43 protein-coding genes are annotated in these 22,852 nt (G+C 69.2%); 6 read left to right on the forward strand and 37 right to left on the reverse strand.

The features are described 5' to 3' along the window. Nucleotides 1-22: 22 nt before the first annotated feature. From AB5J62_RS33560 to AB5J62_RS33615, 12 genes are all read right to left on the reverse strand, one after another. Entirely contained in the window at nucleotides 23-1,366 is a 1,344-nt protein-coding gene (locus AB5J62_RS33560) for a phage major capsid protein (RefSeq protein WP_370944013.1), read from the reverse strand. A 124-nt stretch (nucleotides 1,367-1,490) separates the two neighbouring features. Then, on the reverse strand, nucleotides 1,491-2,651 hold the full coding sequence (locus AB5J62_RS33565; protein ID WP_370944014.1) for an HK97 family phage prohead protease: 1,161 nt from the start codon (nucleotides 2,649-2,651) through the stop codon (nucleotides 1,491-1,493). Beyond that, entirely contained in the window at nucleotides 2,648-3,916 is a 1,269-nt protein-coding gene (locus tag AB5J62_RS33570; RefSeq protein ID WP_370944015.1) for a phage portal protein, read from the reverse strand. The genes AB5J62_RS33565 and AB5J62_RS33570 overlap by 4 nt, the downstream gene beginning before the upstream one ends. Further along, complete coding sequence (locus AB5J62_RS33575) at nucleotides 3,916-4,203, reverse strand: hypothetical protein (protein ID WP_370944016.1); 288 nt, start codon at nucleotides 4,201-4,203, stop codon at nucleotides 3,916-3,918. The genes AB5J62_RS33570 and AB5J62_RS33575 overlap by 1 nt, the downstream gene beginning before the upstream one ends. Nucleotides 4,204-4,217: 14 nt before the next feature. After that, nucleotides 4,218-5,960: a terminase large subunit gene (locus AB5J62_RS33580; protein WP_370944017.1), complete on the reverse strand. Its 1,743-nt coding sequence runs from the start codon at nucleotides 5,958-5,960 to the stop codon at nucleotides 4,218-4,220. Continuing rightward, nucleotides 5,923-6,390 (reverse strand): phage terminase small subunit P27 family, encoded by a 468-nt coding sequence (locus tag AB5J62_RS33585; RefSeq protein ID WP_370944018.1) that lies wholly within the window; start codon nucleotides 6,388-6,390, stop codon nucleotides 5,923-5,925. Before AB5J62_RS33585 ends, AB5J62_RS33580 begins: the two co-directional genes overlap by 38 nt. 1 nt (nucleotide 6,391) lies before the next feature. Further along, nucleotides 6,392-6,970 carry a GTP cyclohydrolase I gene (gene folE / locus AB5J62_RS33590; protein ID WP_370944019.1) on the reverse strand — a complete coding sequence of 193 codons (579 nt, stop codon included), beginning with the start codon at nucleotides 6,968-6,970 and terminating at the stop codon, nucleotides 6,392-6,394. Between the two features lie 4 nt (nucleotides 6,971-6,974). After that, entirely contained in the window at nucleotides 6,975-7,706 is a 732-nt protein-coding gene (locus AB5J62_RS33595) for a 7-carboxy-7-deazaguanine synthase QueE (protein WP_370944020.1), read from the reverse strand. Beyond that, a complete protein-coding gene (locus AB5J62_RS33600; RefSeq protein ID WP_370944021.1) occupies nucleotides 7,703-8,134 on the reverse strand; it encodes a 6-pyruvoyl tetrahydropterin synthase family protein in 432 nt (143 codons plus the stop codon). Before AB5J62_RS33600 ends, AB5J62_RS33595 begins: the two co-directional genes overlap by 4 nt. Next, nucleotides 8,135-8,476: a hypothetical protein gene (locus tag AB5J62_RS33605; RefSeq protein WP_370944022.1), complete on the reverse strand. Its 342-nt coding sequence runs from the start codon at nucleotides 8,474-8,476 to the stop codon at nucleotides 8,135-8,137. It abuts the gene before it with no gap. Continuing rightward, nucleotides 8,473-9,372: a hypothetical protein gene (locus AB5J62_RS33610; RefSeq protein WP_370944023.1), complete on the reverse strand. Its 900-nt coding sequence runs from the start codon at nucleotides 9,370-9,372 to the stop codon at nucleotides 8,473-8,475. Before AB5J62_RS33610 ends, AB5J62_RS33605 begins: the two co-directional genes overlap by 4 nt. Further along, nucleotides 9,369-10,196 (reverse strand): hypothetical protein, encoded by an 828-nt coding sequence (locus AB5J62_RS33615; RefSeq protein ID WP_370944024.1) that lies wholly within the window; start codon nucleotides 10,194-10,196, stop codon nucleotides 9,369-9,371. The genes AB5J62_RS33610 and AB5J62_RS33615 overlap by 4 nt, the downstream gene beginning before the upstream one ends. Before the next feature lie 120 nt (nucleotides 10,197-10,316). On the opposite strand from AB5J62_RS33615, the gene AB5J62_RS33620 reads away from it, so the two are divergent. The 5 genes from AB5J62_RS33620 (at nucleotide 10,317) to AB5J62_RS33640 (ending at nucleotide 12,221) form a co-directional block, all read left to right on the forward strand. Further along, nucleotides 10,317-10,511, forward strand: a complete 195-nt coding sequence (locus AB5J62_RS33620; RefSeq protein ID WP_370944025.1) for a hypothetical protein — start codon at nucleotides 10,317-10,319, stop codon at nucleotides 10,509-10,511. 200 nt (nucleotides 10,512-10,711) lie between these two features. Further along, nucleotides 10,712-11,161 (forward strand): hypothetical protein, encoded by a 450-nt coding sequence (locus AB5J62_RS33625; RefSeq protein WP_370944026.1) that lies wholly within the window; start codon nucleotides 10,712-10,714, stop codon nucleotides 11,159-11,161. Between the two features lie 126 nt (nucleotides 11,162-11,287). Continuing rightward, entirely contained in the window at nucleotides 11,288-11,509 is a 222-nt protein-coding gene (locus tag AB5J62_RS33630; RefSeq protein ID WP_370944027.1) for a hypothetical protein, read from the forward strand. A 185-nt stretch (nucleotides 11,510-11,694) separates the two neighbouring features. Continuing rightward, nucleotides 11,695-11,970, forward strand: coding sequence for a hypothetical protein (locus AB5J62_RS33635; protein WP_370944028.1), 276 nt, complete (start codon nucleotides 11,695-11,697; stop codon nucleotides 11,968-11,970). A 26-nt stretch (nucleotides 11,971-11,996) separates the two neighbouring features. Further along, a complete protein-coding gene (locus AB5J62_RS33640) occupies nucleotides 11,997-12,221 on the forward strand; it encodes a hypothetical protein (RefSeq protein ID WP_370944029.1) in 225 nt (74 codons plus the stop codon). 55 nt (nucleotides 12,222-12,276) lie between these two features. On the opposite strand, the gene AB5J62_RS33645 is transcribed toward AB5J62_RS33640, so the two are convergent. Then, the gene (locus AB5J62_RS33645) at nucleotides 12,277-12,504 is read right to left on the reverse strand and encodes a hypothetical protein (RefSeq protein WP_370944030.1); all 228 of its coding nucleotides are present in this window, start codon (nucleotides 12,502-12,504) and stop codon (nucleotides 12,277-12,279) included. 88 nt (nucleotides 12,505-12,592) lie between these two features. Here AB5J62_RS33645 and AB5J62_RS33650 point away from each other — a divergent pair, with 88 nt between their 5' ends. After that, nucleotides 12,593-12,718, forward strand: a complete 126-nt coding sequence (locus tag AB5J62_RS33650; RefSeq protein WP_370944031.1) for a hypothetical protein — start codon at nucleotides 12,593-12,595, stop codon at nucleotides 12,716-12,718. 239 nt (nucleotides 12,719-12,957) lie between these two features. Here the strand turns inward: AB5J62_RS33650 and AB5J62_RS33655 are convergent, their stop codons facing one another. The 24 genes from AB5J62_RS33655 to AB5J62_RS33770 all read right to left on the reverse strand — a co-directional run bounded on the left by AB5J62_RS33655 (nucleotide 12,958) and on the right by AB5J62_RS33770 (nucleotide 22,752). Continuing rightward, nucleotides 12,958-13,209: a hypothetical protein gene (locus AB5J62_RS33655; RefSeq protein ID WP_370944032.1), complete on the reverse strand. Its 252-nt coding sequence runs from the start codon at nucleotides 13,207-13,209 to the stop codon at nucleotides 12,958-12,960. Beyond that, a complete protein-coding gene (locus AB5J62_RS33660; protein WP_370944033.1) occupies nucleotides 13,206-13,547 on the reverse strand; it encodes a hypothetical protein in 342 nt (113 codons plus the stop codon). The genes AB5J62_RS33655 and AB5J62_RS33660 overlap by 4 nt, the downstream gene beginning before the upstream one ends. Next, nucleotides 13,544-13,993, reverse strand: a complete 450-nt coding sequence (locus tag AB5J62_RS33665; RefSeq protein ID WP_370944034.1) for a hypothetical protein — start codon at nucleotides 13,991-13,993, stop codon at nucleotides 13,544-13,546. Before AB5J62_RS33665 ends, AB5J62_RS33660 begins: the two co-directional genes overlap by 4 nt. 125 nt (nucleotides 13,994-14,118) lie before the next feature. Next, the gene (locus AB5J62_RS33670) at nucleotides 14,119-14,343 is read right to left on the reverse strand and encodes a hypothetical protein (protein WP_370944035.1); all 225 of its coding nucleotides are present in this window, start codon (nucleotides 14,341-14,343) and stop codon (nucleotides 14,119-14,121) included. Continuing rightward, nucleotides 14,330-14,719 (reverse strand): holin, encoded by a 390-nt coding sequence (locus AB5J62_RS33675; protein ID WP_370944036.1) that lies wholly within the window; start codon nucleotides 14,717-14,719, stop codon nucleotides 14,330-14,332. The genes AB5J62_RS33670 and AB5J62_RS33675 overlap by 14 nt, the downstream gene beginning before the upstream one ends. Nucleotides 14,720-14,959: 240 nt before the next feature. Next, entirely contained in the window at nucleotides 14,960-15,349 is a 390-nt protein-coding gene (locus AB5J62_RS33680) for a helix-turn-helix domain-containing protein (RefSeq protein ID WP_370944037.1), read from the reverse strand. Then, nucleotides 15,346-15,546 (reverse strand): hypothetical protein, encoded by a 201-nt coding sequence (locus AB5J62_RS33685; RefSeq protein WP_370944038.1) that lies wholly within the window; start codon nucleotides 15,544-15,546, stop codon nucleotides 15,346-15,348. The genes AB5J62_RS33680 and AB5J62_RS33685 overlap by 4 nt, the downstream gene beginning before the upstream one ends. Beyond that, nucleotides 15,543-16,274 (reverse strand): hypothetical protein, encoded by a 732-nt coding sequence (locus AB5J62_RS33690; protein ID WP_370944039.1) that lies wholly within the window; start codon nucleotides 16,272-16,274, stop codon nucleotides 15,543-15,545. Before AB5J62_RS33690 ends, AB5J62_RS33685 begins: the two co-directional genes overlap by 4 nt. After that, nucleotides 16,271-16,456, reverse strand: a complete 186-nt coding sequence (locus AB5J62_RS33695; protein ID WP_370944040.1) for a hypothetical protein — start codon at nucleotides 16,454-16,456, stop codon at nucleotides 16,271-16,273. Before AB5J62_RS33695 ends, AB5J62_RS33690 begins: the two co-directional genes overlap by 4 nt. Then, nucleotides 16,453-16,671: a hypothetical protein gene (locus tag AB5J62_RS33700; RefSeq protein WP_370944041.1), complete on the reverse strand. Its 219-nt coding sequence runs from the start codon at nucleotides 16,669-16,671 to the stop codon at nucleotides 16,453-16,455. Before AB5J62_RS33700 ends, AB5J62_RS33695 begins: the two co-directional genes overlap by 4 nt. After that, nucleotides 16,668-17,189, reverse strand: a complete 522-nt coding sequence (locus AB5J62_RS33705) for a hypothetical protein (RefSeq protein ID WP_370944042.1) — start codon at nucleotides 17,187-17,189, stop codon at nucleotides 16,668-16,670. The genes AB5J62_RS33700 and AB5J62_RS33705 overlap by 4 nt, the downstream gene beginning before the upstream one ends. Beyond that, nucleotides 17,186-17,464: a hypothetical protein gene (locus tag AB5J62_RS33710; protein WP_370944043.1), complete on the reverse strand. Its 279-nt coding sequence runs from the start codon at nucleotides 17,462-17,464 to the stop codon at nucleotides 17,186-17,188. Before AB5J62_RS33710 ends, AB5J62_RS33705 begins: the two co-directional genes overlap by 4 nt. Continuing rightward, the gene (locus AB5J62_RS33715; RefSeq protein WP_370944044.1) at nucleotides 17,461-17,736 is read right to left on the reverse strand and encodes a hypothetical protein; all 276 of its coding nucleotides are present in this window, start codon (nucleotides 17,734-17,736) and stop codon (nucleotides 17,461-17,463) included. The genes AB5J62_RS33710 and AB5J62_RS33715 overlap by 4 nt, the downstream gene beginning before the upstream one ends. Further along, entirely contained in the window at nucleotides 17,733-18,578 is an 846-nt protein-coding gene (locus AB5J62_RS33720) for a hypothetical protein (protein WP_370944045.1), read from the reverse strand. Before AB5J62_RS33720 ends, AB5J62_RS33715 begins: the two co-directional genes overlap by 4 nt. 4 nt (nucleotides 18,579-18,582) lie before the next feature. Continuing rightward, nucleotides 18,583-19,638, reverse strand: a complete 1,056-nt coding sequence (locus AB5J62_RS33725; protein WP_370944046.1) for a hypothetical protein — start codon at nucleotides 19,636-19,638, stop codon at nucleotides 18,583-18,585. Then, on the reverse strand, nucleotides 19,635-20,414 hold the full coding sequence (locus AB5J62_RS33730; RefSeq protein ID WP_370944047.1) for a hypothetical protein: 780 nt from the start codon (nucleotides 20,412-20,414) through the stop codon (nucleotides 19,635-19,637). The genes AB5J62_RS33725 and AB5J62_RS33730 overlap by 4 nt, the downstream gene beginning before the upstream one ends. Continuing rightward, nucleotides 20,411-20,545 (reverse strand): hypothetical protein, encoded by a 135-nt coding sequence (locus AB5J62_RS33735; protein ID WP_370944048.1) that lies wholly within the window; start codon nucleotides 20,543-20,545, stop codon nucleotides 20,411-20,413. Before AB5J62_RS33735 ends, AB5J62_RS33730 begins: the two co-directional genes overlap by 4 nt. 59 nt (nucleotides 20,546-20,604) lie before the next feature. Continuing rightward, complete coding sequence (locus AB5J62_RS33740; RefSeq protein ID WP_370944049.1) at nucleotides 20,605-20,991, reverse strand: hypothetical protein; 387 nt, start codon at nucleotides 20,989-20,991, stop codon at nucleotides 20,605-20,607. A 49-nt stretch (nucleotides 20,992-21,040) separates the two neighbouring features. Next, a complete protein-coding gene (locus tag AB5J62_RS33745) occupies nucleotides 21,041-21,277 on the reverse strand; it encodes a hypothetical protein (RefSeq protein ID WP_370944050.1) in 237 nt (78 codons plus the stop codon). After that, nucleotides 21,274-21,660: a hypothetical protein gene (locus AB5J62_RS33750; protein ID WP_370944051.1), complete on the reverse strand. Its 387-nt coding sequence runs from the start codon at nucleotides 21,658-21,660 to the stop codon at nucleotides 21,274-21,276. The genes AB5J62_RS33745 and AB5J62_RS33750 overlap by 4 nt, the downstream gene beginning before the upstream one ends. Beyond that, nucleotides 21,657-21,836 carry a hypothetical protein gene (locus AB5J62_RS33755; protein WP_370944052.1) on the reverse strand — a complete coding sequence of 60 codons (180 nt, stop codon included), beginning with the start codon at nucleotides 21,834-21,836 and terminating at the stop codon, nucleotides 21,657-21,659. Before AB5J62_RS33755 ends, AB5J62_RS33750 begins: the two co-directional genes overlap by 4 nt. Further along, nucleotides 21,836-22,213, reverse strand: coding sequence for a hypothetical protein (locus AB5J62_RS33760; protein ID WP_370944053.1), 378 nt, complete (start codon nucleotides 22,211-22,213; stop codon nucleotides 21,836-21,838). The genes AB5J62_RS33755 and AB5J62_RS33760 overlap by 1 nt, the downstream gene beginning before the upstream one ends. A gap of 40 nt (nucleotides 22,214-22,253) precedes the next feature. Beyond that, a complete protein-coding gene (locus tag AB5J62_RS33765) occupies nucleotides 22,254-22,523 on the reverse strand; it encodes a hypothetical protein (protein WP_370944054.1) in 270 nt (89 codons plus the stop codon). A gap of 16 nt (nucleotides 22,524-22,539) precedes the next feature. Beyond that, the gene (locus AB5J62_RS33770; RefSeq protein ID WP_370944055.1) at nucleotides 22,540-22,752 is read right to left on the reverse strand and encodes a hypothetical protein; all 213 of its coding nucleotides are present in this window, start codon (nucleotides 22,750-22,752) and stop codon (nucleotides 22,540-22,542) included. Nucleotides 22,753-22,852 lie beyond the last annotated feature (100 nt).

The following is a 22,852-nucleotide window of genomic DNA, read 5'->3' on the forward strand; positions in this document are numbered from 1 at the left end:
GGGCAGCCCACTTCGTCCCGCATCAGGCCAGGGAGACCTTGCAGAACGCGGACGGCTGGATCACGCCGAACGCGGCCCTCAGCTCGGCCAGGATCGCGACCAGGTTGCGGACGAAGAAGTCCGCGTGGCTGTCGGTCACGGTCAAGCTCGCCTGCTGGCGGTCCCACAAGATCGCCTTGCGGAAGTCCCCGACCCACGCGGTTCCCGCCTTCGCGGCCTCGGACTCGATGACCGGCAGACCCCACAGCGGGCTCGTGCCATTCGCGCCGGACGGGCCACCGAAATAAAACCTGCCCTGCATGTCCGAGATCTCGTCCAGGGTCTCCAGGTCGTTCGGGTGGATCACGACCCCGTTGGCGACGCTGCGCCCGACCGTGCGGACCTTGGTCTTCGCCCGGCGCACGGCCAGCAACTTCCCGAAGCCTGCGGGCTTCCCGGCCGGGTCAGCGACGGCGGCCTGCGTCTGCGTGCCGGACACAGTGGACAGGCCCTCGAAGTTCTCGCCCGTCCCATCGCCCGCGATCATCTGGTCCTCAAGCTCTTCCTCAAGCCCGGTTTCCAGGAACGAGTCGATGAGCGTGCGCACCTGCGCGGCGTCGGACAGCGCGCGCTTGGTCACGGGAATCCAGTGCGCGATGGTCCGCACGGGCGTGGTGACCCGCACCGTGGAGAACCCGCTCTCCGGCTTCACGCCCGCCTGCGCGGGAGTCACCGCGGGCTCGCCCGAGCCGACCGGCGCCGAGCTGGTGGCCTCCGCGACCGGGGCGGCGGCGTTGTTCCATCCGGTGATGCGGGCGTACTCGATCTGGTCCGAGGTCGTCGTGCCGCCGGTGACGAGCTGGCGCAGCGTCAGCGGGCGGAAGAACTGCTCCGGCCCGACCAGGACACCCCGGTAGTCCTCCGTGCGGAACGCCCCACCAGAGGTCGGGGACAGCCCGGTAACCAGGTCCTTGTACCCGACCGGGCGGGACTGCACCCGCATGTCCTTCGCGAACTGCCCGTTCGGCGCGGACCGCAGCAGGTCCTTGTACTGCTCGGACGTGATGAAGGTTTCGCCGATGCTCGCGGCCCGGGACTGGTAGCCGTCGCGGTCGGCCTGCTCCCGCCGGCCTTTCGCTTCGGCCTGCCCGTCGACCAGGCCCACGGCGTCCCCGAGGTCCTTAATGGCCGCGCGGACGTTCGTGTCCGCTTTGGCCGCGTCGAGCGACTTCTTCACGTCCTGTGCCTTGCGCATGGACTCGGTGACGGCGGCCCGCTCGTCGTCGGTGAAGTCCCGGCCCTCGTCGTCGGCCGTGGCCGCGATGGTGTTGGCGTTCTGGAGGTGCGCCTTCAGTTCCTCGGTGAGCCGCGCGATCTTGTCGGTCATGGTGTTCCTCAGTTCGTGTGCGATGGAGCGCGCAGACGAATCGAGGCGGTTCCGTGCCCGGCTGGCGAACCACGAGCAGTGGTTCGCGGACGGGGCAGGCGTGGCCTGTTCTGTCGTCCTTCTGTCAGGCGGTGAGCGAGTCGGGGTTGACCTCGCCGTTGAGCGAGGCCATCCAGATACGAAGACGATCCGGCCGGTCTGCTGGCCGGGCTGGCGATGCCGACTTCTCGTCGTTCGTCGCGGGCTCGGCGGGCGTGGCCTTGGTGTCGTCGTCGCTGTCCGATCCGGACAGCACGCCCTCGATGACGGCGATGCTGTCGGTGATCGTGGCGAGCGCACCCCGCAGGGTGTCCTCGTCCTTCGCCGAGATGGCGCGGCCTTCCTTGTCCTCGGGCTGCGCGGGCTCGGCGGGGTCGGTGGTGGGTTCGGATTTGAGTTCGGGGGGTTCCACGTCGGCGTCGCGCAGGTGCCGGGCGAGGTGGTTGTACACGCCTTGCCGGTCGTCGTCCGGGATCGTCGTCCCGGTTCGCGAGCCATTCAGGACAGCGATGCCCGTGGTGCAGGCTTGCAGGTTCGCCGCCCCGACCTCGCCTTCGGTGGAAACGTTGTGGTGGATGAACTTGTACGACGACTTGGCGTCCGGGTCGCCGTCCGGGTCCTGCCATGCGAACGCTTTGCGGTAGGTGTCCTTGCCCGCGTCGTTCGACAGCCGCGCCTCATTCGCCGGGCCGTCCCACGTGCCGTCGTCCGTGGCGGTCGAGTGCGCGCCGATCGCGGATTTCACCGACAGCAGCTCGGTTTCCTGGTTCGCGCCAATCAGCGTCGGGCCGACTTCGTACAGACGAAGCTTGCGCAGCTCGAAATACCCGTCGCCCGCGGCGTCGTCGTCCGCCGACTTCTCGTCGACCCATCCGCCCTCTTGGACGTCGTACGCGAAGGAGAACTGCCGAACCCGCTTTCCCTTGAGCAGCTTGTAGACCTTCTTGGCCTTCGGCTCGTCCAGGTCGATACGGGCGCGGACCCACAGACCCTCCTCGCGTTCCTCGGCCTCTTCCACGTACCCGATGTGGTAGTCGGGATCGTGCGACATGTGCGACCACAGCACGGGAATCGGACTGCCCGAGTTCTTCCACTCGTCCAGGGTTTCGGCGAACGCTCCCGGCACGATCTTGTCGCCCACCGAGTCCACGTTGTACGCGGCGACGATCGCTTCGAAAACGCCGTCGTCCGTGCCGTCCTGCGTACCGGCGGCCTTGATCAGGACCGGGCAGGTCTTCACCTTCATGCCAACCCCTCCAGGAGTTTGAGCGTCCGATCGCGCGCCACCTTCGGTTCCGGCGCGGTGTCGGTCGGGCTGGCCTGCCCACCGATCAGCACGTTCAGCGGCGTCACCAGCTCGTCGCCTCCGTCCACCTGCGGGAGGTTTACCCGTGCCCGCGCCTCGTTCCGGGTCATCCACGGGGCACCGGTCGCCGTCTGGAGCTGCGCGGCCTGTTCCTCGAACGACCCGCGCAACTTCTCCGCGAGGTTGAACTCCAGGTAGATGTCTTGGGAGTCCTCGAAATCCGGCAGCAGTTGCAGCGCCAGTTCCTCGGTGATCATGGTCAGCCACGGCCCGAGCGTGTCCTGGTACAGATGCTTGTGCTGCTCCTGGATGTTCGAGTACGTGGCGTGGTCCAGAATTCCCACCATGGGCAGCGGAATGTGATACGCGCTCGCGACCTCTTCCCGCGTGAGCTTGCGGGATTCGATGTACTGCGCGGCTTCCGGCGTCACCGACGCGGGCACGAAGTCCATGCCGTCTTCCAGAATCGGCGTTCCCCCGGCCTTGGCGCCGGTGCCCGTGTACTGCGCCTGCCACGAGCGGCGGAACCGTTCCCGCGCGCCCTCGCCCCAGTCCGGCGCGTCCACCGGACGCTTGAGGTAGCCCATGAGCCGGGCTCCGTTGCGCCAGAGCTGTTCGCGGTACTGCCCGGCCTGGTATTCCTCGGACAGCGTGCGGCGCAGCGTCTCCATCGGCGAACAGCCCCACCGGTTGTCGTCCGGGTTGTAGCCCCGGAAGTGGACGACCTGCTCGGCCGGGATGTCGCGGTAGCCGGTGGTTCCCCGGTACCGGTACGTCTCGACCGTGAATTGGTTCGCCGAGATCGGCGTGACGTAGCGGGGATCGAGCCGCACCAGACCGGGAGTGTCCATGTTGGCCTTGGCAAGGATCGCGTTGTCGTAGATCGCCAGGTCCGACACCAACGCTTCGATCAGCCGGTAGCGGGTGGTGAAGGGATTCGGCTTGGCCAGCAGCGTCCCGACCGGGTGATCGGAAATCCGCACCCGGTCCACATCGGACATGCGCCGGTACACGTGGATGCCCAATTGCGCGATGTTGCGCGCCAGGAACGACACCACGGTCCGGACCTGCGGCTGTGTCCGCCAGATGGTCGCGTAGTCCTGCGCGAGCCCGTCCCCGAGCGTGACAGACCCCCCGAGCGGGATGGTTGCCGTCTGGTACTGGTGGACCGAGGAAAGAATCCCTTGGGACACAACGAAAGGCATCAGGCCGCCCCCACGATCTGCACCCAGTTGATCCGGTCGCGTTCGATCACGACATCGCCGTCCATGCCCACGGCTTCCCGGCCGGGCTGGACCAGCTCGGCCGAGCGCACCACGACGAGGCGGCGGTGGCGGCGCCACAGGATTCCGGTGATGGCCTGGTCGTCCACCAGCGACACCACGACCCGGCGGCGGGCGGCGATCGTGCGGCCCCGGTATTCCTCGGCCACGTGCCAAATCACGGAAGCGGCCAGCAGGACCACGGCCACGGTGAAGATCGCAATGTCCACCGGCCCGACCTCCCTTACACGATTTCGAGGTCGCCGTCGTCGTAGGCGGAGCGGCGGGGCGGGGTGTAGTGGACAGCGCGGTCAAGCGCCATGATCAGCGCAACCACTCCGTCGATCTTGTCGCCGCTGTTTCTCTTGCTGGGCTTGACGTTCCCGGCGGCGTCCATCTCCACGGCGAAGTTGTCGACCTGCCATCGGATGGCGGCGTTCCCGCCGTGCCGGAGCCGGGGTTGCTCCGCGGTTCCCTCCAAGGCGAGTCGCTGCAATTCCTTGGTGGGGCTGGACATGCTGCCGAACCCTTGCCGCATCTTCGCCAGCGGCGCGCCGTCGCCGAGCAGGTCCGACACGAGTTGCGAGCTGTTCCACGGGTCGTAGGCGATCTCCCGCACGGTGAACGCTTCGCGGTCGGTGTTGATCTGCGCCCGGATGTAGTCGTAGTCCGCGACGTCTCCGGGGGTCACGGTCAGCAGGCCGCGCTCGACCCACACCGTTGCCTGCCCAGCAGTACGGCGCTCGATCGCGGGCAACGCGCCTTCCGGGCACCACAGCCGCCACAGCAAGTCATGCCCGCCTTGGCCGTCCGGGAAGACCCACGCCAGCGCGCACAGGTCGGACGTGGACGCGAGGTCGAGTCCGCCGTAGGCGACGCGGCCCGCGAGCTTGCGTTCGTCCACGATGGACGCGTTGCGGTCCCACGCCTCCAAGTCGAGGAACCGGGTTTGCTGCCGGGTCCGGATGCCGAGGTGCAGGCGCAGGAACTTCGCCAGGTCCGCCGGGCTGTTGCGGGCTTCCTTGGCCGCGTTCTCCAGGTACGCCTTCGACGGCGAGATGCCGTAGCCGGGGTTCGCCTTCCGCCATGTGGATTCGGCGAACGGGTCGTCGTCGCGGTCGGCGGCCCACACCACCCCGTACATCGAGGTGTCCCGCAGCGAGCCCCGCGCGAGCTGTTCCACGTAATGCCGCCTGCGCGCGTAGATCGTCGCGGTCCGGCCGTCGTCGGCCGTGGTGATGGTGAACACGAGCGGCTGCGCGCGGGAACCGGTGCCGGTTTCCACGGCCTCCACGAGGTCCGGGGTCTTGTGGATGTGCAGTTCGTCGATGATCGCCCCGGCGACGTTGGCGCCGTGCAGCACGTCGGCCAGCCGGGACACGACCGCGAAGTACGAGCCCGAGGGCTGGTGAATGATGCGGTGCTGTAGCGCTTTCACGTACGGGCTCAATGCCGGGGACTTCTCGGCGAGCTGCTTCACCGGGTCGAAGCAATACCGCGCCTGGTCCCGGCCGGACGCGACGGCGTACACCTGCGCGCCCTGCTCGTGGTCAGCGCACGTGAGGTAGGTCGCGACCCCGCCCGCGATGGTGGTCTTGCCGTTTTTCCTCGGCACGTCAACGTAGACGCGGCGCGTGACGCGCACCCAATCCCCGTCCTCGTTGCGGTACACCCACCCGAAAACCGGCGCGAGGACGTAGGCGATCTGCCACGGGTCCGGCACCAGCGGGCGCCCGGCCCATTTCCCTTGCGTGTGCCGCAGACGCGAGAACACGTCCAGCACCCGGTCCACACGGGCCGGATCGAACCGCGCGCCCCGGCGGGCTCCGCCGTCCGGAGTCTTGATCGCGGGCGGGCAGTCCGGCAACGGAATGCCGCGCGAGTACAGGTACCAGCCGACTTCGCGGGAGATGTTCAGGCGTTCCAGGGTGGCGCGGCTCGGCGGACGCTTAGCCGGTGCCCGCGAACGGGTTGCCCTGGTCGCCACTGCCGGCCCCGTCCCTCTGCTCGATCCGGGTCCGCGCGGACGGGGTGAGGCCGAATTCTTGCGCGAACGCACGGATGACGTGGGCGCTGTCGCGCTGGATCACCAGCGCGGGATTCCGCACGTACCCGCCGTGGAGTCCTTTTTGGATGACCCCGGTTTTCGCCACGACCGCCGAGGCCCGGCGATGCGCGACCACGGCTTCGCAGTAGCAGAGCAGTGTGTCCCGGTCGCAGGAGTGCGCGATGCCCATCGCGTCCAGCTCGGACACCGTGTAGTCCCAGACCTCGCGGACGGCATCGGCCACATCGTCCGGACACTCTGGCCGTCCGGGACGCGGGATCGGCTCGTGGTGGTTGTACCGCTCGGTGTGTTTGTCACCCTCGATGATCCGCAGGGCGGTGGGCTTCGGCGGCACGCCTCGGCGTCCCATGTCAGCCTCCCTGGTGCAGGGCCATCAGCTGTGCCCGAAGTTCGGGGTCGGTGGCGAACCGGCCGGTGACGGCGGTGGTCACCATCGCCGCGCCGGGCTTGCGGATACCGCGCTGTGTCATGCATCCGTGCTCGGCGCGCACCAGGCACGCCGACCCTTCGGTCTTGAGGTAGGTGTCCAGCGCGTCGGTGACCTGGTGGGTCAGCTGCTCCTGGACCTGGAGCCGGTGCGCGTAAATGTCGAGCAGGCGCGGCAGTTTCGACAGCCCGACCACGGGTGCCCCGGCGACCGGCAGGTATGCGATCGTCGCGGTCCCGGTGAACGGCATGAGGTGGTGCGAGCAGACCGAGGTGAACGGCACGGCGGTCACCGCGATCATGCCGTCCGACCGGTCGACGGGGAACGTCCGTTCCAGCACGGCGGCCGGGTCCTGGTCGTAGCCCGCGGTCAACTCGGTCCAGGCACGCAGCACACGGTTCGGGGTGTCGCGCAGGTTCGGGTCATCGGGGTCCAGTCCACGGCTGGTCAGCCACGAACGGATACCGGAGATCAGGTCCAGGTGACCATACGGAATCGTCACCGGTTCACCGTCCTCTCTCGTTTCCCCACACCAGCACGTGCAACCGCGTGCCCAGGTTGAAACCGTGTTCGAGCACCCGGTCGACGAGGATCTTGGTGTTCATCAGCACGGCCTCGATGGTGGTTCCCTCGGGCGAGATCCACACCGGCCCGACCAGCTCGTAGCGCGCGACCAGCTCGGCAGCTTCGTCCACATCGGCCGGGGTCGCACACACGAACTTCCACGACACCCGCGCCGATTCGGAGAACCGCTCCAGCACTTCGGGCCGGATACGGCGTTCCTCCGGGTCGCCGGAGTGGCGCAGTTTCGGCGAGACGTTGTACCGCAGGGCGAACGGCTCGTAGTGCAGGGTCGCGCCCGCTGGCGCGACGGTCCCGTTGGTTTCGATCTCGATCTCGGCCGACCGCGCGAGCTTGCGCAGCAGCTCTGTCCACGCGGGCTGGTGCTGGTGCAGCAGCGGCTCGCCGCCGGAGATCACGACGAGCCCGGGATCGCCGACGAGGGCGCGGTCCACGATGTCCTGAACCGGCCGCCGCGCCAGTTCGGCCCGCAGGTCGAAGCGGGAGCCGTCCCACGTGTACGGGGTGTCGCACCACGAGCAGGCGAGGTTGCAGCCGCCCAGGCGGACGAAGCTCGCGCGTCTGCCGGCGGAAGGGCCTTCGCCTTGGATCGTGGGACCGAAGACCTCGCTCGCGACGAGCGTGTCCGATGTGGCTGGAGGCGCAGTGCTGGTCATGCGGTCCACCCGGCCCGGTTCACGTGCGTCTCGCGAACGTCGACCTGCGCGACCCGGGCGCCGGGTACGTGGTCGAGTTCGGCGAGCAGCTCGCTCGCGACGTCGGCGAGGCGGGCGGCCACGTTCTCCACGGTCGGCCAGCCGTCCGGCATCTCGTAGACCTTGCAGTCGTGTTCGCGCAGCAGCGGCACGAGCGGGTCGGCCGCGCCGAGCATGACCCCGTGGTCAAGGTGCTCATCGATCCAGCCGCGCAGCATCTTCTTGAACGGGCCGAACTCCACGACCACCCCGGCCGCGTCCGGGGCCGGGGCGGTCACAGTCACCTCGGCCCACCAGGAATGCCCGTGCAGCGAGACGCATTTGCCGGGCAGGTGCGGCAACCGGTGCGCGGTCTCGAAGTTGTGGCTGATGGTGACGGTACTGGCCATTCAGGACACCCCCGTCAGACTCGCGCCGGACTCGCCGTCTTCGGACACCTCGACCCGTACCGGGGTGAGCTGGTGGTCGTTCTGCAGGACGGTCCACAGCTGGCGGGCCAGGTCTTCGCAACTCGAGGAACCGCACTCGCGGGCACCCGGTCCCCACCACGCCCGGATCAGGTCTTGCAGGTCGTGGAATTCCACGTCCCGGTCGTCGTGGGACACGGCCGCGTGCACGGTGATGTGGAACAGGTGCCGGTGCCGGTCGGCCAGATAGGACCGTGCCCCGGTCGCGTCGGGCCAGCGGTGGAACCCGGGCGCGGTCACGGTGGTCCACACGGTCACGGTCATGCCGGGCTCAACTCGCCTTCGCGGTCGTCGCGGGGTGGGTGCGGCACGTCGCCGAAGTCCGCGTGTACGGCCTGGAGCGCGTGCCAGACCATGCCCGTGTGTTCCATGACGTCGGCGTGCATCTGGCACGCCTCGTCGCGGTGTGCCCCAGCCCCGTAGAGGAATCGGTGGCCGAGTTCGCCGAGCCGCCGGAGCGCGGCGGACTCGGTGCGCACCGCCGGGTACCGCAGAGAGTTCAGCCAGGACGAGGAATCGCAGGAGTCCGGCGGACACGGCAGGCACCACTCGCAGGCGGACAGCCCGAGCACGTGGACCCACAGATCCGGGTACTGGCGTCGGCGTTCCCACATGGTGTGCAGCAGCCGGACCCGCGTCGGATGGTTGGCCTGCACGACGTTGCCGAAGCACAGCCGGTCGTAACCGCGGGCGAGCTGGTCGAAATACTCCCAGCCGTCATTGAGCGGGTGGTACACGGGGATCGGGTTGAGACCGAGGTCGTGAAGTCGTTGGCGTGTGCGGATCTTGTTGTCTCGCCCGCCCTGGTCGAGTTCGATGTAGCCCCACAACCGGTCTTCGTACTTTGTGGCCAGTTCGACGTACCGGTCGAAAAGCCGGTCGAATCCCTGGATTTCGTCCGGGGGCAGGGACAGCGCCTCGTCCATCGTGACGCCGGTCGCGCGCTTGTGTTCGTTGGTCAGGTTGAAGATCCCGGAGTCCAGCAGGATCACGTGCCCCTCGTCCAGCAGCCGGACCATGCGCAGCTCTTGGCTTCGGTGGTACAGGTCGTTGACCGCGAGCAGCAGGTGACGCGGGTACGCCGAGGATTCCCCGGCCGCGAAGTAGATCGGCGCGGCGGACCGGTCGAACATTCCGCCGGCAGTAGCGATGATGCTCACGCGGCCCTCCCGCTGGCCGGAGTGGACAGCACCGGTTCCTCGCCGGTGATCCGCCGCCATTTCGTCAGCAGCCACCCGGCCAGGTACGGCAACGGCTGCACCATGACCACGCGGTGCTGTTCGGCCTTCTGCGCGAACGGCGCGAGCATCGTCGGGTACGGCCACAGCAAGTCGCCCTCGCGCAGCAGCGGCGTCCACAGTGGCCAGCCCTTGTGGACATCGGCCACCACCAGGGAATGACGTCCCAACGTCCAGATCTGTCCGGTGGTCGTCTCGTAGTCCGGCTCGCCGACGGTCACCCCGGCCAGCCGCAGCGCCTCGCCCTTGTCCGGCGGGTCGCCTTCGCCTTCGTCGCCGTCTTCCTCGCCCGCGGTCAGCGCGTCCTCCAGCGCGGCCAGGTCGTCCGGTTCGTATCCGGTCAGGTCCAGCATTTGCGCCTCGCCGAGGTCGTGCAGTACCTCGGCCAACATGCGGTCGTCCCAGCCGCCCCGGGTGGTCAGGTTGTTCGACGCGATCAGGTACGCCTCGGCGTCATCGTCCGAACGCGACGACCAACCCCGGATCACCGGCATCAGCCACCGGCCGTCGTCGTCCACCCGGACGCCTTCGGGTGCGTCGCGCCCGTCCTTGGCCCACGTGAGCAGTTGCTCGTGACGCCCGTGCCCGGCCACCAACCGGCCGGTGCGTTCATCGATCAGCGGAAGCTCGGCGAGTCCAAAGTGGCCGATGCTTCGGGAGATGCCCGCCGTGTCGTGACCCTTCGGGTTGCGCGCCGCGCCCTCCACGTCCTCGATCGGCACGTACTCGATGTACCGCTCGCTCATCCGCTCTCCTGTTCAAGTCGGCCCGAACGGCTCATCGTTGATCGCTTGTCTGATCGCGGGCCGCGTCGCGAGGATCGTGGTGCACAAGGAAAACCGACCCGGACACCCCAGGAGGCCGCGATGACCGGCAAGACCCGACGCTCGATCACCTTTGGCCGCTCCGACGCCCACGGCGTCCGGGTCGAAACCGTGGTCTGCCCGGCGGGAACCACGGTGCACGTCGGCCGGGTCCGTGGCCGCTACTGCACGGCGCGGGTCGCGGGCACCCTGTTCGACCAGCGGGTGCTGATCACCGACATCGACCCGGACATCTGAGCCGCTGCACCATCAACCCCCACGGGCTTCCCGTGGGGGTTTTTCGTGTCCGCGCAACGGTTTCCGACCGCACACTCCCCGCGAAGATTACGAAAAGATTCCATGCCCCAGATCGCTTGTCCTGCTCGCGCGGTCGCGTCGAATGTTGGTGTCAACGGAGGGCAAACAGGCCCACCACCACTCACCACAGGAGGAACCCCATGGCCACCAACACCACCGCGCGCAAAGCCCCCGCCGCCAAGCCCGCCGCCCCGAAGCCCGCCGCCCCCAAGGCGGAGACCAAGGCGGCCGACGCCCCGGCGACCTCGACCACCCCGGCCGAGGAGACCCAGGCCAAGCGCGGTAACGGTGACCTGTTCAGCCAGCTCGCCGCCGGTGCCACCAAGGCCGAGGCCATGCCCAAGCCCACCAAGGGCAACGGCAAGCCGAACCCGCTGGCCGAGCTGGTGCAGAAGTCGTACGACGACAAGGAGCCGTACTCCCTGCCCGAGATCGACAACGACCCGAAGATCGTGGACGGCGTGAAGGCCGCCGTTCGCCGCGCCGCCGCCCGCCAGGGCCTCGGGGTCAACGTCACCCAGCAGACCCAGGAGAACGGCAAGGTCAAGGTTTTCTTGCAGGGCAAGGTCAAGGACGTCCGCGAGAACTGAACCTGGTGACCTTACGGGGTCATCAGGGGCCGGGCCGGGGTGCGTGCTCACCCAACCACGACTGAGCCGCCCCGGCCCGGTTCCTTTCCCAATCACCAACCGCACTGATCGAAAGGCAACCTCACCGTGTCATACCAGGCGCACGACAACGGGTTCATGTGGGCCGCGATCGAAACGGACGGGTACGGCAATCTTCAACTGTCGTGCCCCGATTCCAAGGTGATCGCGACCATCGAGTACGACCACGAGCAGCCGTTCGCCGACAACGTGGCGAACCTGGTTCGCGCGTACGAGGCCAGTGAAGGCCCGGTCCAGGTCGAGGCCCAGGCCAGCAACACCGGCCGCTAGATCATTTCCATCAGGAAACCCCCACGGTGCGCCGTGGGGGTTTCCCTTTGCGTGCCAACAGATCGCACGGTGCGTTGCGTGGTCCACGGAACATGATCGGAACCGAAGATCGCTGGTCCCGATCGCGCCCAAGCGTCGAAGCTTAAGGCACACAAGGAAAACGACCCGGACAGGAGATCACCACCATGAACGCCACCACCGACCACAACGCCCCGACCGGAACGTGGGAGCAGGAAGTCCCCGGCCAAGACGGCGACGAGCTGTGGTCGTTCTCGACCGAGTACGACGGCCGCGCCGAGGACTACTACGCCGAGGTCGCGGCGACCGGTGGCGGTCCGTACGTGTGGACCGTGGGCGAGTGCTTCCCCGGCGGCCGGGAGCTGGAGACCGGCAAGGCGGACACCCCGGAGCAGGCGCAGCAGCAGGCCGAGCAGGCGTTCGCGCGGGCGGTGAACCAGTGATGACCCAGGACCTCGAATTTCAGTGGATGCAGTTCCCGAACGAAGACGGCATCGACACGTGGTTCCTCGTGGCGGAGGACGACAACCTCGCCGAGAACTACTGGGCCGAAGTTCCGACCAGCGGCCCGTACGCCTGGAAGGTGTGTATGAGCCCGCAAGCCGGAATCGTTCTGGACAACGGCGAGGCGACCAGCCTGGAACAGGCCAAGCACGACGCCGAGCAGGCATGGAAGCGGGCGGTCGCCAACTAGGACCAGCCCCCGGAAGCCCCCGCACCGAGTGCGGGGGCTTCCGTGCGTTCGCTGGTCAGTCGTCCTCGGGCAGCGCGGCCCGGACGAAGCAGTCCTTCGCCTCCAGCAAGTGCCGCAACCCGGCCGTCAGCTCCGGCCCGTCCGGCAGGGCGTCGATCATCGCCTCGGCGAACGTGGAGCACCGCATCGAGACGGTGCGCGCCTCGTCGTCGCCCAGGTGCCCGTACCGGAAGAACCGGGCGATGTGCGCCGTGGACGGGTGGCGTCCGGTCGTGTCGATCACCGGGTCTCCTGTCTGTCCGGGCCGCTTCGCAGCCAATTCGTGGACAAGGCGCCGAGGACGCCTTGCCGCGAGTGAAAGGGGGCTGGCCATGGCCGGTTACCTGGTTGAGTGCGTGGTCGGCGGCTACCTCGGCGGGCTCGCCGCGCAGCTCGGGAAGGACCACGCGCCCCGGCTGGCCGCGTTGGTGAAGCGGGTGCTGCGCCGCCGCCGCTAGGGCGGGACGACCGGAGGGGGCGTTCCCCGCGCCCCCTCCGGTGCCCCTGCTCTGACCTGCGGCGTTTGCACCGAGTTGGCGAAACGCGGGACGCCACGAAGAACACCACCGGCGCGGTCTGGGTGCCGCGAGGCCCTGGTGATTCCGACCCCCTTGCCCCCCCGTCACCTGCGCAAACGGGCCGCGAGCGGCGAGGCGAGGCCGGAGGGGGTGATGCCGGCGGGAGCCGGGGCCGGGGGTCAGCGGTTGCGCTGGGCGTGCGACAGCATGGCGAACAGGCAGTAGATCCCGGCGACGATCGCGCCCGCGATCACAAGGTGGATGAGGTCGTCGCGGACGCCGCTCTCGAACGCGAGCCGGTCGGCGGGCGGGAGCTGCTGCACCTCGGCGGGCGTGAGCAGCCAGGTCATCGGCCCCATGAGGAAGGCGGTCAGGGCGACGATCCCGACGAGCAGCCCGAGCCCGATGCCGAGGGTGCGCAGCTCCTTCATCGCGGGTACCTCGGCGCGTCGTGTCCGAGGGATCGGAGCCGTTGTTCTTCGAGCATGAGCCAGTGCGCCGAGGCGAAGCCGAGGTTCGCCATCTCCAGCAGCTTCTTGCGCTTGCGGATGCGGAAGGTAAGCCGTTGCGCGGTCGCGAGGGTGACGACCGCGGTGATGTAGGCGCGATGCGCTTGGTCGCGGGCTTCGTCGGCGGTCTTCGGGAGCTTGCGTTGGACGTCGGCGAAGTCGCGTTGGAAGCGGTCCACTTTGGCTGATGACGTGCCGGGTTGCTGCCGGAGCTTGTCCCATTCCTGCGGGCTGGGGGCCGGGTTGCTGGTGGCGGTCATACCGGCATCACGGCCCGCTGGCGGAGTTCGATGTCGTGTTCGGTGTAGCCGCCGTTTCCGTAGATCCCTTCGGAGACCACGGACCAGGAGGTATCCACCCCGAGGCGTTCGAGGTGCAGCGCTTCGGCGCGGGCTCGGTCGATTCGGCGTTGCCCTTCGATGAGCTGCGGCCAGTCGCGTTCCCAGTTCACGGGGCCGGGCTCGGTCCATTCGCGATACACGAGGGCGGGCCGCTGGCCGGGCGCGGACGTGTAGGCGATCCACTGTGGCTTCCAGTCGTGCAGCGGCCGGAGGTAGGGCTTGTCGTGTTCGCCGGGGCTGCTGGTCCAGCCGATCACGCGGCGCACGATGGCGGGGTAGATCAGCGGGTGCCGGACGCGGTGACCGGCTTCACAGTCCAGCCAGGACAGTTCGCCGTCGATGTCGGCGGGCTGGTCGAGGGTCATGGTCCACTGCTGGTCGGCTCCGCATTCGTGGCACGCGATCGTGATCCCGTACCACCTCAGACGACCGGTTATTACGCTCTGCACTCCACCCATAACCGGGACTTTAGCCCAAGTGGACAACGCGGTCACCGGTTTGGACGGTCGGCGTCTCCTGCGGGGTATTGGCCTGCGGACCTGCTGGTTCGGGCGGGAGCGAGGTATCCGGCGAGAGCGGACAGGACGACGGTGACGGCGGAGGCGACGGCGGGCGGCATCTCGATGTGGGCCAGGTCGAGAACCCAGACGAGGACGAGCGCGACGGCCCCGGCCACTGTGGTCACCGCGACCGTGGTGCTGTTACCGGGCTGCATGGGGTCCTCCGTCGAGCTGCTGTCGGTGCCAGCCTCCGGGGCTGGTGCGGGCGGTGTGCCGGTCGTGGCAGGTCTTGCACAGCGGCCGGAGACGGTGCCAGGCGTCGGGGTCGGCTACTCCGCGGGCGATCAGGGATCGGCGGGTCTCGGGATGGTGGTCGGCCACTGTGGCCGGTCGCTGGCAGAGCACGCACAGCCGATGCTCGCGCAGGAACTCGGCGCGGTTGAGTTGCCAGTCGTGGCCGTAGCCGCGTTCGGCGGCGGTGCCTCGGCGCTGGTCGGAGTCGCGGCGTTGCTCGGCTCGGCAGGTCGGGCAGGGGCCGGGCGGGACGGTGCGGCGGCAGGTCGGGCAGATGCGGGGCGGGCTGGCGGGCACGGCGGTGTCCACTGTGGCTGGAGGTGAAGGGGTGGCGGGGGCTGCACGCCCGCGTGCGGGCTCGGGCAGGGCCGCATCTGACGATCGCATTCGACGAACCGGGGTCCTGGTGCAGCCGCCCGCCACGTTCGCGGAACCATCCCGTACCGCGTCGCGGCACCCGCGTCCAGGGCGTTGGACAGACGGGTGCTTGCTGCGAACGGTAGTACAGTCACGCGGCTGCGCGCCACCGGCCCCCGGTCACGAATCCCTTGTCATATCAGGGTTTACACCCTTGTGAGCGCGTCGGCGGCGACGCCCGGCGTGGTAGGCCAGCACGTCGGCGACCCGAAATCGCACACCATCGGCAGTGTCCACTGTGGGCAAACCTCGGCGTTTCCATTGGCGCACCGTGTCCGGCTGCACGTCGCACATCTCGGCCACCTCCTCGGCGTCGAGCAGGTCGTCTTGCCCGAAGATCAGCGGCTTCGGCACGACCCAGCTCTGACCGAGGTCGCGGCACTGCTGGTCCACCTCGGCGCACGCTTCCTCGTCGGCTCCCATCAGCGCGTCCCGGTAGGTGCGCGCGACCCGGCGAGCCCGGTCCAGCGGGCTGTCCCCGGGCCACGGCCACGGATCGGTGGCGTTCACGGCGTCGGCTGGTGGTCGGCGAGCTGGCGGGCGAGGTACGGGTTCAGCAGGCCCTCGCCAGCCAATGTGGACAGGTCGGCGCGGGCCTGGTCGGCGAAGTCGTGCCAGGACAGGTGTTCGGCGTAGTACTCCTGCGCGTAGCGGCGCAGTGCGTTCGTCGCGAGCAACCGCACGGCGGTCTCGTACAGGTCGGTCATGCCGCCGCGCCTTCCCGCCGGTCGGCGAGCAAGGTGCACAGCTTCCGGTACTCGTCCCACGAGTACGGGCGTCCGCAGGCCGCGCAGGTGAAGGTGTCGCTGCCGTTGACGCGTTGAAGGGCTTGCTGTTCGCAGCGGGGGCACGGGGTCGGGACCTGTTCGATGAGTCGCGTTTGGCCGGTGAGGGCGCGGGCGCGGTGGTGCAGGTCGAGCAGCACGAGCGCCCCGTCCAGGCCGTCGCGGTCCAGGGTGATCCATTCCCCGTACGACCAGCCCGTGTGGACGGCGCCGCGCAGGGCGAGGAACGCGGACAGCCCGCCGGTCAGCACCCGCTTGGCGCGTTCGAGGACCCGGCCGGGGCGGCTGCGCTGGGCGGCTTGGGTGTCCCAGTCGATCCCGAGGACGTCGGCGACGGATTCGGCCCAGCATTGGGCTTCGTGCAGCAGCTCGGCTTGCAGGGCCGCGATGGTCAGCGAGATCGGGACAGGAAGTTCGGGGGTTCCGGCGACGAGCTGGCGGAGCCCGTCGCAGGTGCCGGTGATCGCGGTTTCGAGGTCGAGGTAATCCCGGGGCATGTCCACAATGGCTTGACGGAGGTGGCGGGTGCAGGCGTCGCACAGCCCTTCGGCCGGGTTGATCGGCGCGCCCCGCTTGATCCCCGGGTGGTGCGGGTCGGTTTCGTGTTGCGCGCAGCGGGGGCCACGGTGGCAGCGGTGCAGCTCGTTCACGGCATGTCGCTTTCGTCGGGCTGGTGGTCGAGGTCGAGCGTGATTTCCTTGATACGACCGGAAATGGTGACCCGGGCCTTCACGCTTCCCGTGGTGTCCGGTCGCAGCCATCGGCCGAGCTGGTCCGCGAGTTCACTCGGCCCGAAGTGCGGGTCGGTGCGCGGGCGCAGGATGATCCTCACGGCGCGGTTCCTTCCTCGATCATCGTCACTGGTTCCCCGGCGAAGTCGGGACAGTGCGCCGGGCAGCCGGTCAGGCCGGGGCCGACGCACCGAAACGGCCGGTCGGTCCAGTCCACTTCGGCTCGGTCGTAGGTGACGAGCTGGTCGTCATCGAATCGGTGCCAGTCGGCCGAATGCCCGCACCGCTGGCAGTTGTTGACCACGTAGTCGCTCATGCCGGGCTCCCGTATCCGGCGGCGTGCAGCAGCGGCACCAGGTCGCGCAGCAGCAGGCGCACGGGCACGTCGAGCAGCGGCTGCGCGACGGCGAGGACGAACGGGTTGCGCGCGGTCTCGGCGAGGGCGTACAGGTCGCCCGCGGTGATCCACGCCAACCAGCGGCCGGGGTCGGTCTTGCCTGCTCGGCGTTCGACGGCGATGCCGTAGTCGGCGCCGCTGGCGGTGGCCTGCTCGGCGGTCGCGGCGAGCACCTTGAGCACCCGGTTGTCGGTGAAGTCCTCGGCGGAGGTCTTGACCTGCCAGCACAACCGGGGCGTGCCGTCGATGTCGCCACGGTCGCGGGACTGCCGGTCGCCGACGCGCCAGCCCGTTCGGACGGTGCGCTGCGCGTCGGGCCATCCGTTCTCGCGCAGCCAGCGCGACAAGGCTTGTTCGGCTTCCTTGCCGCGCCGGTTGCTGGATCGGCCGATCTCGGCGCGGGTACGGCGGTCCACGGTGGACAGACGGGCGGTCATGCTGGCCCCCATTCGCTGAATGCGGCTTTCTCGTCGTCGGTGGGTTCTGCCGGCGGTTCGGGCGTGGGCGTCCACGCGCGATGCCAGGCGTTGATGTGGTCGCCGTCGCCTCGATAGCGGTCGGCGAGTTGCTGGCCGAGGGCGGCGGCGATGGCGAGCAGCGCGTGCCCGATGCCGAGGTCGAGCCAGAGGGCGGCGTCCTCGTAGGACGGGCCGTCGCGGTCGGCTTCGGCGAAGCAGGCTTCGGCCTTGGCGTAGTGCTCGGGGCCGTTCATCGGCGTCTCCGGTGCTGGTCGGCGTGGGGGCAGTCGGTGAAGTGGCTGGCGTAGACCGGGAGTCCGGCGTCGCGGGCTCCGGCGGCTTGGTTGCGGCGCAGCACCCCGGCGACGAGCTGTCCACCGTGGACGGACAGCGCGACGTTGCCGCGCTCCGGCGCGGGTTCCGGGTTGACCGGCATCGGCTTCCCTGCCGCCGTGGTCGCCCACACCACGGCCGCGCCGCAGGTGGCGCAGGTTCCGCGCCACGGCGAGAGATCGAGGTCGGTCATGGCGGCTCCGGTTCGTCGTTGCTGTTCCAGCCCATGAGTTCGTTGACGAGCGCCCGGCCGCGCGAAGCGCGTGCTTCGGCGTGCGGGTCGTGGTGGCACAGGGAGGTGCCCCGGTAGCCGTTCTCGTCGCACATCGAGCAGTTCTCGATCGCCCGGCGCTTGTCGGCCCGGGTCGCGGCCAGCTCGGCGCGGCGGGCGTCGACGCGCTGTTCGTAGGCGGCCTGCTCGTGCTGGCGGCGGGCGCGTGCGCACGCGCCGCACCGAGGCGGGTCGTCGTCGTGCTCGTGCTCGACGCATCGCACGTCCGGCGAGGCACGCGGCTGTCGATCGGCCGGGGAGGGCGTCGGCGAGCGCGCCCCGCGCGCACGCACGTTCGCGCGCCCTCCCCGGGAATCCCCTTTAGGGGATTCCGGGTCGGGACGGGAACGGGAGACTCGCCGAGGACTCTCTTCGGGACTCTCCAACGGAATCTCCAGGGATTCCCCTGGAGTGTCCCCAGTGGACACAATGTCGGGTGACCTGGCTTTTCGTTGCCGGGCCTTGTTCCGACGCCACCGTTCGCGTTCGGCTTCGACATCCGCGCGGGTGGGCTGGTAGTCCGTCCAGTCGTGGAACTTGTATCCGCCACGGATTCGGCTCCACAGCCCGCGTTCCACGAGTTCCCGGATCGCGGTGTCGGGGTCGCCGCAGAGCCGCACGGGAAGGTTGGACGGCACGAACCCATCGGTGAGGTTGCGTGCGGACCAACTACCGGCGCGGGTCCACAGGGCCACGGTGCAATCCGAAGCGTCGAAGACCTTGGGGTGGTCATAGAACCCGTCGTCTACCTTGAACCAGGACAAGGGATCAGGACTCCAGCTCGCCGAGCACCGCGTCCAGCGTCCGCTTGGGCTCGTCGCTGTCGAGGACCCGGGCAAGGATGTCGATCGCCTGTGTGGCCTCCAATTTCGTCAGGTCGTTGGACGAGGCGAGGGTCCGCTGCACGAGCTGACCGACGATCGTGAGCTTGTCCCCGCGGTCGTTCACGTCGAGTTCGCCGAGCTGCGCGTGAAGCTTGTCGAGCTGCGAGCGGGTCACCGTCTCGTCCGTCGAGGCGTCCGGGGAGGACTCGGCCGGGTCGGGTTCGTCGGTGTGCTCGTCGTCGCCGGGCAGGGAGGGCGGTGGCGCGGCGCGTTCGGCGTCGGCCGCCGGTTCCGCCGGTCCGGTGTTCCCGGCCGGGGGCTTGGCCTTGGGGGCACCGTTTTTCGGGGCTGTACGGCGTTTTGCGGTGCGTTTCGCGGGTGGGGGTGCCTCGGACTCGGCCGGGCCGTGTGGGGCCGTGGGGGCGGCCCTGGTGGGGTCCGGGTCGTCGCCGTCCTCCAGTTCGTCCACGGTCAGGGCGATCCCGCCCACCACGTCGGCGAACTTGCGGCGACACAACCTCGTCGTCGCGCGCGCGTACAGCTTGTCCTCGGGATATCCACCCAAGTCGATCTTCGCTCGCCGGGCCTGGTCGGCGGTGAACGTCACCCGGGTCCAGGTCTCTTCGTCGCGGCGGCGGCCTTCGAGGATGACGCGGGTGTCGGTGACCTCGACGTCGCGCAGGTGGTGACCGGCGGCCAGCACCATGCCGCGCATGATTTCCGCGCTCTTGCCGGGTTTTCCCTTGATGACGTGGATGTGCTGGAGGCTGGTCATCGGGCCGATGCCCATCTCTCGACCGGTGAGGATGGCGGCCGTGACGCTCGCAGGGTTGCCGCGCATCCCGTCCGGCACGAACGGGGTGTCGGCGATCTGACTGGCCAATCGGGACACGTCGCGCACGACGAGGACCCACTGATCCAGCTCGGTCGGGGCGTTGAACGCGGGCGCGGCGGCGACCTCGCCGCCGGGCTGCTCGTAGCGTTGCAGTTCGCCGGTCATGCACTCACCTCCAGCGGTGGCGGGAGGACCGCATCGCCCACGTATTCGCGGGAACGCGCGCAGGCGCGGGAAACCTCTCGGATGTAGCGGAATTCGCGAAGTTGCTGCGGCCCGGCCTGCATCGGGTACAGGTCGGCGCCATCGCCGCGCACGTGGATCACCGCGCAGCCGTCCACCTCGATCATGGGTTCCTCGTGGCCGGCGGAATCCACGTACGAGTCGGCGTAGCGATACCCTGCGAGCTGCCAGGCGGTCTCGCCGAACACGCCGCTGCGGCTGGTCTTGATGTCGCACAGCAACCGCTTTCCCAACGTGGGGAAATCTGCGATCAGGTCGCAGGTCCCGGCCCAGCCGTAGGAGTGCGACACCACCACGAACTCGACCAGCACGGGCTCGACGCGGAACGCGTCGAGGAAGTCCACATAGGCTTCGACGTGCCCGGCCAGCGCGTCAGGGACGTCCACTTCCTCACCGGCGACGAGGCGTTCGGCAAGGCCGTGGACCTCGGTGCCCCGGCGGGCGGCGGCGTCCCGGTCGGCGAACCGCGCCCCGTTCAGCTCCTTGAGCCGGGCCGACGGCGACAGCTCGGCGAGAGCGTCCCAATGGTCGATCGCGTATTCCGCGGTCGTCTTCGCCGCCCAATTGATCAGCGCGGGCTTGGGGACGCCATCGGACAGGATCGTCGTAACACCAGGGACTTTCACGCCGTGGGCGTCCACGTAGGAGTGGCCCTTGCCGTGGTTCTTCCGGCGGATCGGCGGCGTGTACTCGCTCATGCGACGGCCCGCCGAACCCGGCGCACCGCCGTGCGGGTGCACACGAGGCCGCCGCCGTGGTCGACGTAGCGGCCCGGCCAGAACGACACGGCGCGGTAGCCGCAGAACTCGCACACGAGGGTCTGCGGCATCGGATACGGCGGACCAGCAGGTTTCGACTGGGCGGGCCGGACGGTGCTGGGCGGCGGGGTCACCATTGCTCGGTGTCCGGCTCGTCGTCGGTGGGCTCGGCCGCGTCGTCCTCGTCGGCGTCCTGGTCGTCGCCGGGGTGCAGGGCGTCAATGGCTTCCTCGAGTTCGAGGGGCAGTTCGACCTTGCCGGTACGGCGTTCGTGCTGGCGGCGCAGCAGGCGGTGCAGGGTCGCCGCGTCGGCGGTGGCCCCGGTGAACGCCTCGCACGCCAGGATTTCCGCCGTGGGCACGACATCGCCGGTACGGGCGTTGGTGCGGATCTCCTTCGTCCGGACAAGCAGGACAGCGACATGCACGTCGTCCGGGCAGTCGACCAGGGACGAGGCGATCGCGGGCATTCCGTTCCGGTCGTCGGCTGGCAGCGCGGGCGAGAGTTTGACCGACACGCGTTTTCCTTTCTGTGGCTGGGATTTCCGGGGTGAGGGGGTGCGCCGGTCACAAGGGCACGTGTTCGCGCACGGGCATCGGTTCGGGCTCGGCGAGGTACCGGTCAGCGCGGGAGCGGAGGTAGTGCCCGGACGGGAAGCGGTGCCAGCGGAGCCCGCAATCGCCGCATTCCCAGTAGAGAACGCCGTCGTAGACACCGAAGATCTCGACGCCGAGGAAGTGGGTGGAGAAACAGGACGGACAGCGGGTGTCGTCCACGGTCAGCTCCAGGTCGGTGTCCATCACGCGGACACCCCGAGGGCGTTGCGGAGCTGCTTGAGGCGGCGTTCCGCGCGCAGGGCGCGGGATTTCCAGGCGTCGCGGTCCTCGGTGATCTCGTCCAGCTTCTCCAGCCGTTCCATGAGTTCGGCCAGCGGCAGGCTCAGCGCGCCCGGCGCGGACCCGTTGGTCTTGCGGCGGCTGTTGTGCCGGGACAGGTGCGGGCGGATCGAGTTGGGGTTGCGGTTGGTGTAGTCGCAGTGCGCGCAGCCGTAGACCACCGAGCCGTCCGCGAGGGTGAGCACGCGGGTCTGCGGCTGGTAGATCGGGTTCCCGCCCTTGTCCTTGAACGGTGCGGGACGCGGTTCGTCGGCGACGACGGCGAGACCGTCCACTTCGGTGGCGGTCACGACCGGACGTCCTCTTCGGCTCGACGGTGCGGTTCCCGGTCGAGCCAGATCACCAGGCCAAGCACGATGTCGAACCCGACCGTGAGCCAGCCCCACAGGTCGCGGGCGGTCTCCAGGTCCAGCACGAGCAGGCGGAACAGCAGTAGCAGGGCGACGATGCGCAGGCTGAGCAGCATTACGGGGCGGTCCTTCGCTGGCGGGGGAACTTCAGGTGCGTGCGGCGGCGTGCGAGCGGGTACTGCTCCCACAGCTCGGGGTGGTCGCGGCGCAGGCGGCCGATGTCGATGCCGTCGCGTTCCTCGGTCTCGCGCAGAACTGCCGGCGTTCCGTCGAGGGTGCCGACCTCGGCATCGCCGAGGAGTTCGAGAAGTTCGCCTTCGATGCGGTCCACATCGGCTCGTGCCCGGCCAGCGGCGGCGCGCGCGTCGCGCCAGCTCCGGACCAGGTTGGCGAAGGGATCGAGGGAGACGCGGCGGGGCTGGTCGCCGCCGGGGGACGACCGCGGGCGAGGCGCGGAGTGAGCTTGGTCGGGGTTCACGATGTCTCCGAACACGGCGCGGGAATACTGGGAGGCCGGTGGGGACCGGAGGGACCTACTCGGCGGGCGTCGGAGTCGGGTCGGGGACCGGCTCCGACGCGTCGCCGGGCGTTTCTCCGGGTTCCACCTCCCCGGGTTCCGTGTCCTGGTCCGGGTTCTCGCCGGGTTCGTCGTCCGGGACCGTCATGACCGGGGGCCAGCCCTGGCACAGCTCGTCAATGACGTCGGCGTCGTACTCGGCCATGAGTTCGTTGAACAGCGGGGTGTCCGGGTCGTGCTGGTCGCGCATCTCGGCAATGTCGAGGGATTCCACGGGGGCGGTCATCGAGGGTCCTTTCCAGTCACAGCAGGGAAAAGGTGAATGCGGCCAGGGCCAGCAGCGCGACCGCGAGCGCGGTCGTGATCAGGGCGAGGCGTCGTTGCGCGGGAGTCGCGTCGCGGTAGAAGTCGAGGTAGTGGGCGGCCGTGTCGGACACCGCTTCTCGCACCACGCCGAGGCCGTAGGCGATGCGCCAGACCAGCCACAGCGGAGCCTCGACCAGGACGACGCGCACGGTTTGGGCGTGCGCCGGGCGATCGGCCATCGTGGACTGCCTTTCAGGATGGGGAGGGTGGATTGGCGTGCCCGCCCCGAGGGGAATGGGGGCGTTCGCA

The sequence above is a fragment of the Amycolatopsis sp. cg5 genome, from assembly GCF_041346955.1.
Lineage (GTDB): Bacteria > Actinomycetota > Actinomycetes > Mycobacteriales > Pseudonocardiaceae > Amycolatopsis.

Coding starts and splice junctions, on each gene's coding strand:
- AB5J62_RS33715 (WP_370944044.1), bottom strand. CDS start 17,736: ATGACCGACCTCGATCTCTCGCCGTGGCGCGGAACCTGCGCCACCTGC.
- AB5J62_RS33600 (WP_370944021.1), bottom strand. CDS start 8,134: ATGGCCAGTACCGTCACCATCAGCCACAACTTCGAGACCGCGCACCGG.
- AB5J62_RS33735 (WP_370944048.1), bottom strand. CDS start 20,545: ATGCCGCAGACCCTCGTGTGCGAGTTCTGCGGCTACCGCGCCGTGTCG.
- AB5J62_RS33705 (WP_370944042.1), bottom strand. CDS start 17,189: ATGACCGCCCGTCTGTCCACCGTGGACCGCCGTACCCGCGCCGAGATC.
- AB5J62_RS33615 (WP_370944024.1), bottom strand. CDS start 10,196: ATGAGCGAGCGGTACATCGAGTACGTGCCGATCGAGGACGTGGAGGGC.
- AB5J62_RS33665 (WP_370944034.1), bottom strand. CDS start 13,993: ATGACCCTCGACCAGCCCGCCGACATCGACGGCGAACTGTCCTGGCTG.
- AB5J62_RS33635 (WP_370944028.1), top strand. CDS start 11,695: ATGAACGCCACCACCGACCACAACGCCCCGACCGGAACGTGGGAGCAG.
- AB5J62_RS33710 (WP_370944043.1), bottom strand. CDS start 17,464: ATGAACGGCCCCGAGCACTACGCCAAGGCCGAAGCCTGCTTCGCCGAA.
- AB5J62_RS33670 (WP_370944035.1), bottom strand. CDS start 14,343: ATGCAGCCCGGTAACAGCACCACGGTCGCGGTGACCACAGTGGCCGGG.
- AB5J62_RS33685 (WP_370944038.1), bottom strand. CDS start 15,546: ATGACCGACCTGTACGAGACCGCCGTGCGGTTGCTCGCGACGAACGCA.
- AB5J62_RS33625 (WP_370944026.1), top strand. CDS start 10,712: ATGGCCACCAACACCACCGCGCGCAAAGCCCCCGCCGCCAAGCCCGCC.
- AB5J62_RS33565 (WP_370944014.1), bottom strand. CDS start 2,651: ATGAAGGTGAAGACCTGCCCGGTCCTGATCAAGGCCGCCGGTACGCAG.
- AB5J62_RS33560 (WP_370944013.1), bottom strand. CDS start 1,366: ATGACCGACAAGATCGCGCGGCTCACCGAGGAACTGAAGGCGCACCTC.
- AB5J62_RS33650 (WP_370944031.1), top strand. CDS start 12,593: ATGGCCGGTTACCTGGTTGAGTGCGTGGTCGGCGGCTACCTCGGCGGG.
- AB5J62_RS33570 (WP_370944015.1), bottom strand. CDS start 3,916: ATGCCTTTCGTTGTGTCCCAAGGGATTCTTTCCTCGGTCCACCAGTAC.
- AB5J62_RS33640 (WP_370944029.1), top strand. CDS start 11,997: ATGCAGTTCCCGAACGAAGACGGCATCGACACGTGGTTCCTCGTGGCG.
- AB5J62_RS33730 (WP_370944047.1), bottom strand. CDS start 20,414: ATGAGCGAGTACACGCCGCCGATCCGCCGGAAGAACCACGGCAAGGGC.
- AB5J62_RS33755 (WP_370944052.1), bottom strand. CDS start 21,836: ATGCTGCTCAGCCTGCGCATCGTCGCCCTGCTACTGCTGTTCCGCCTG.
- AB5J62_RS33585 (WP_370944018.1), bottom strand. CDS start 6,390: ATGGGACGCCGAGGCGTGCCGCCGAAGCCCACCGCCCTGCGGATCATC.
- AB5J62_RS33655 (WP_370944032.1), bottom strand. CDS start 13,209: ATGAAGGAGCTGCGCACCCTCGGCATCGGGCTCGGGCTGCTCGTCGGG.
- AB5J62_RS33595 (WP_370944020.1), bottom strand. CDS start 7,706: ATGACCAGCACTGCGCCTCCAGCCACATCGGACACGCTCGTCGCGAGC.
- AB5J62_RS33660 (WP_370944033.1), bottom strand. CDS start 13,547: ATGACCGCCACCAGCAACCCGGCCCCCAGCCCGCAGGAATGGGACAAG.
- AB5J62_RS33765 (WP_370944054.1), bottom strand. CDS start 22,523: ATGACCGCCCCCGTGGAATCCCTCGACATTGCCGAGATGCGCGACCAG.
- AB5J62_RS33605 (WP_370944022.1), bottom strand. CDS start 8,476: ATGACCGTGACCGTGTGGACCACCGTGACCGCGCCCGGGTTCCACCGC.
- AB5J62_RS33700 (WP_370944041.1), bottom strand. CDS start 16,671: ATGAGCGACTACGTGGTCAACAACTGCCAGCGGTGCGGGCATTCGGCC.
- AB5J62_RS33725 (WP_370944046.1), bottom strand. CDS start 19,638: ATGACCGGCGAACTGCAACGCTACGAGCAGCCCGGCGGCGAGGTCGCC.
- AB5J62_RS33620 (WP_370944025.1), top strand. CDS start 10,317: ATGACCGGCAAGACCCGACGCTCGATCACCTTTGGCCGCTCCGACGCC.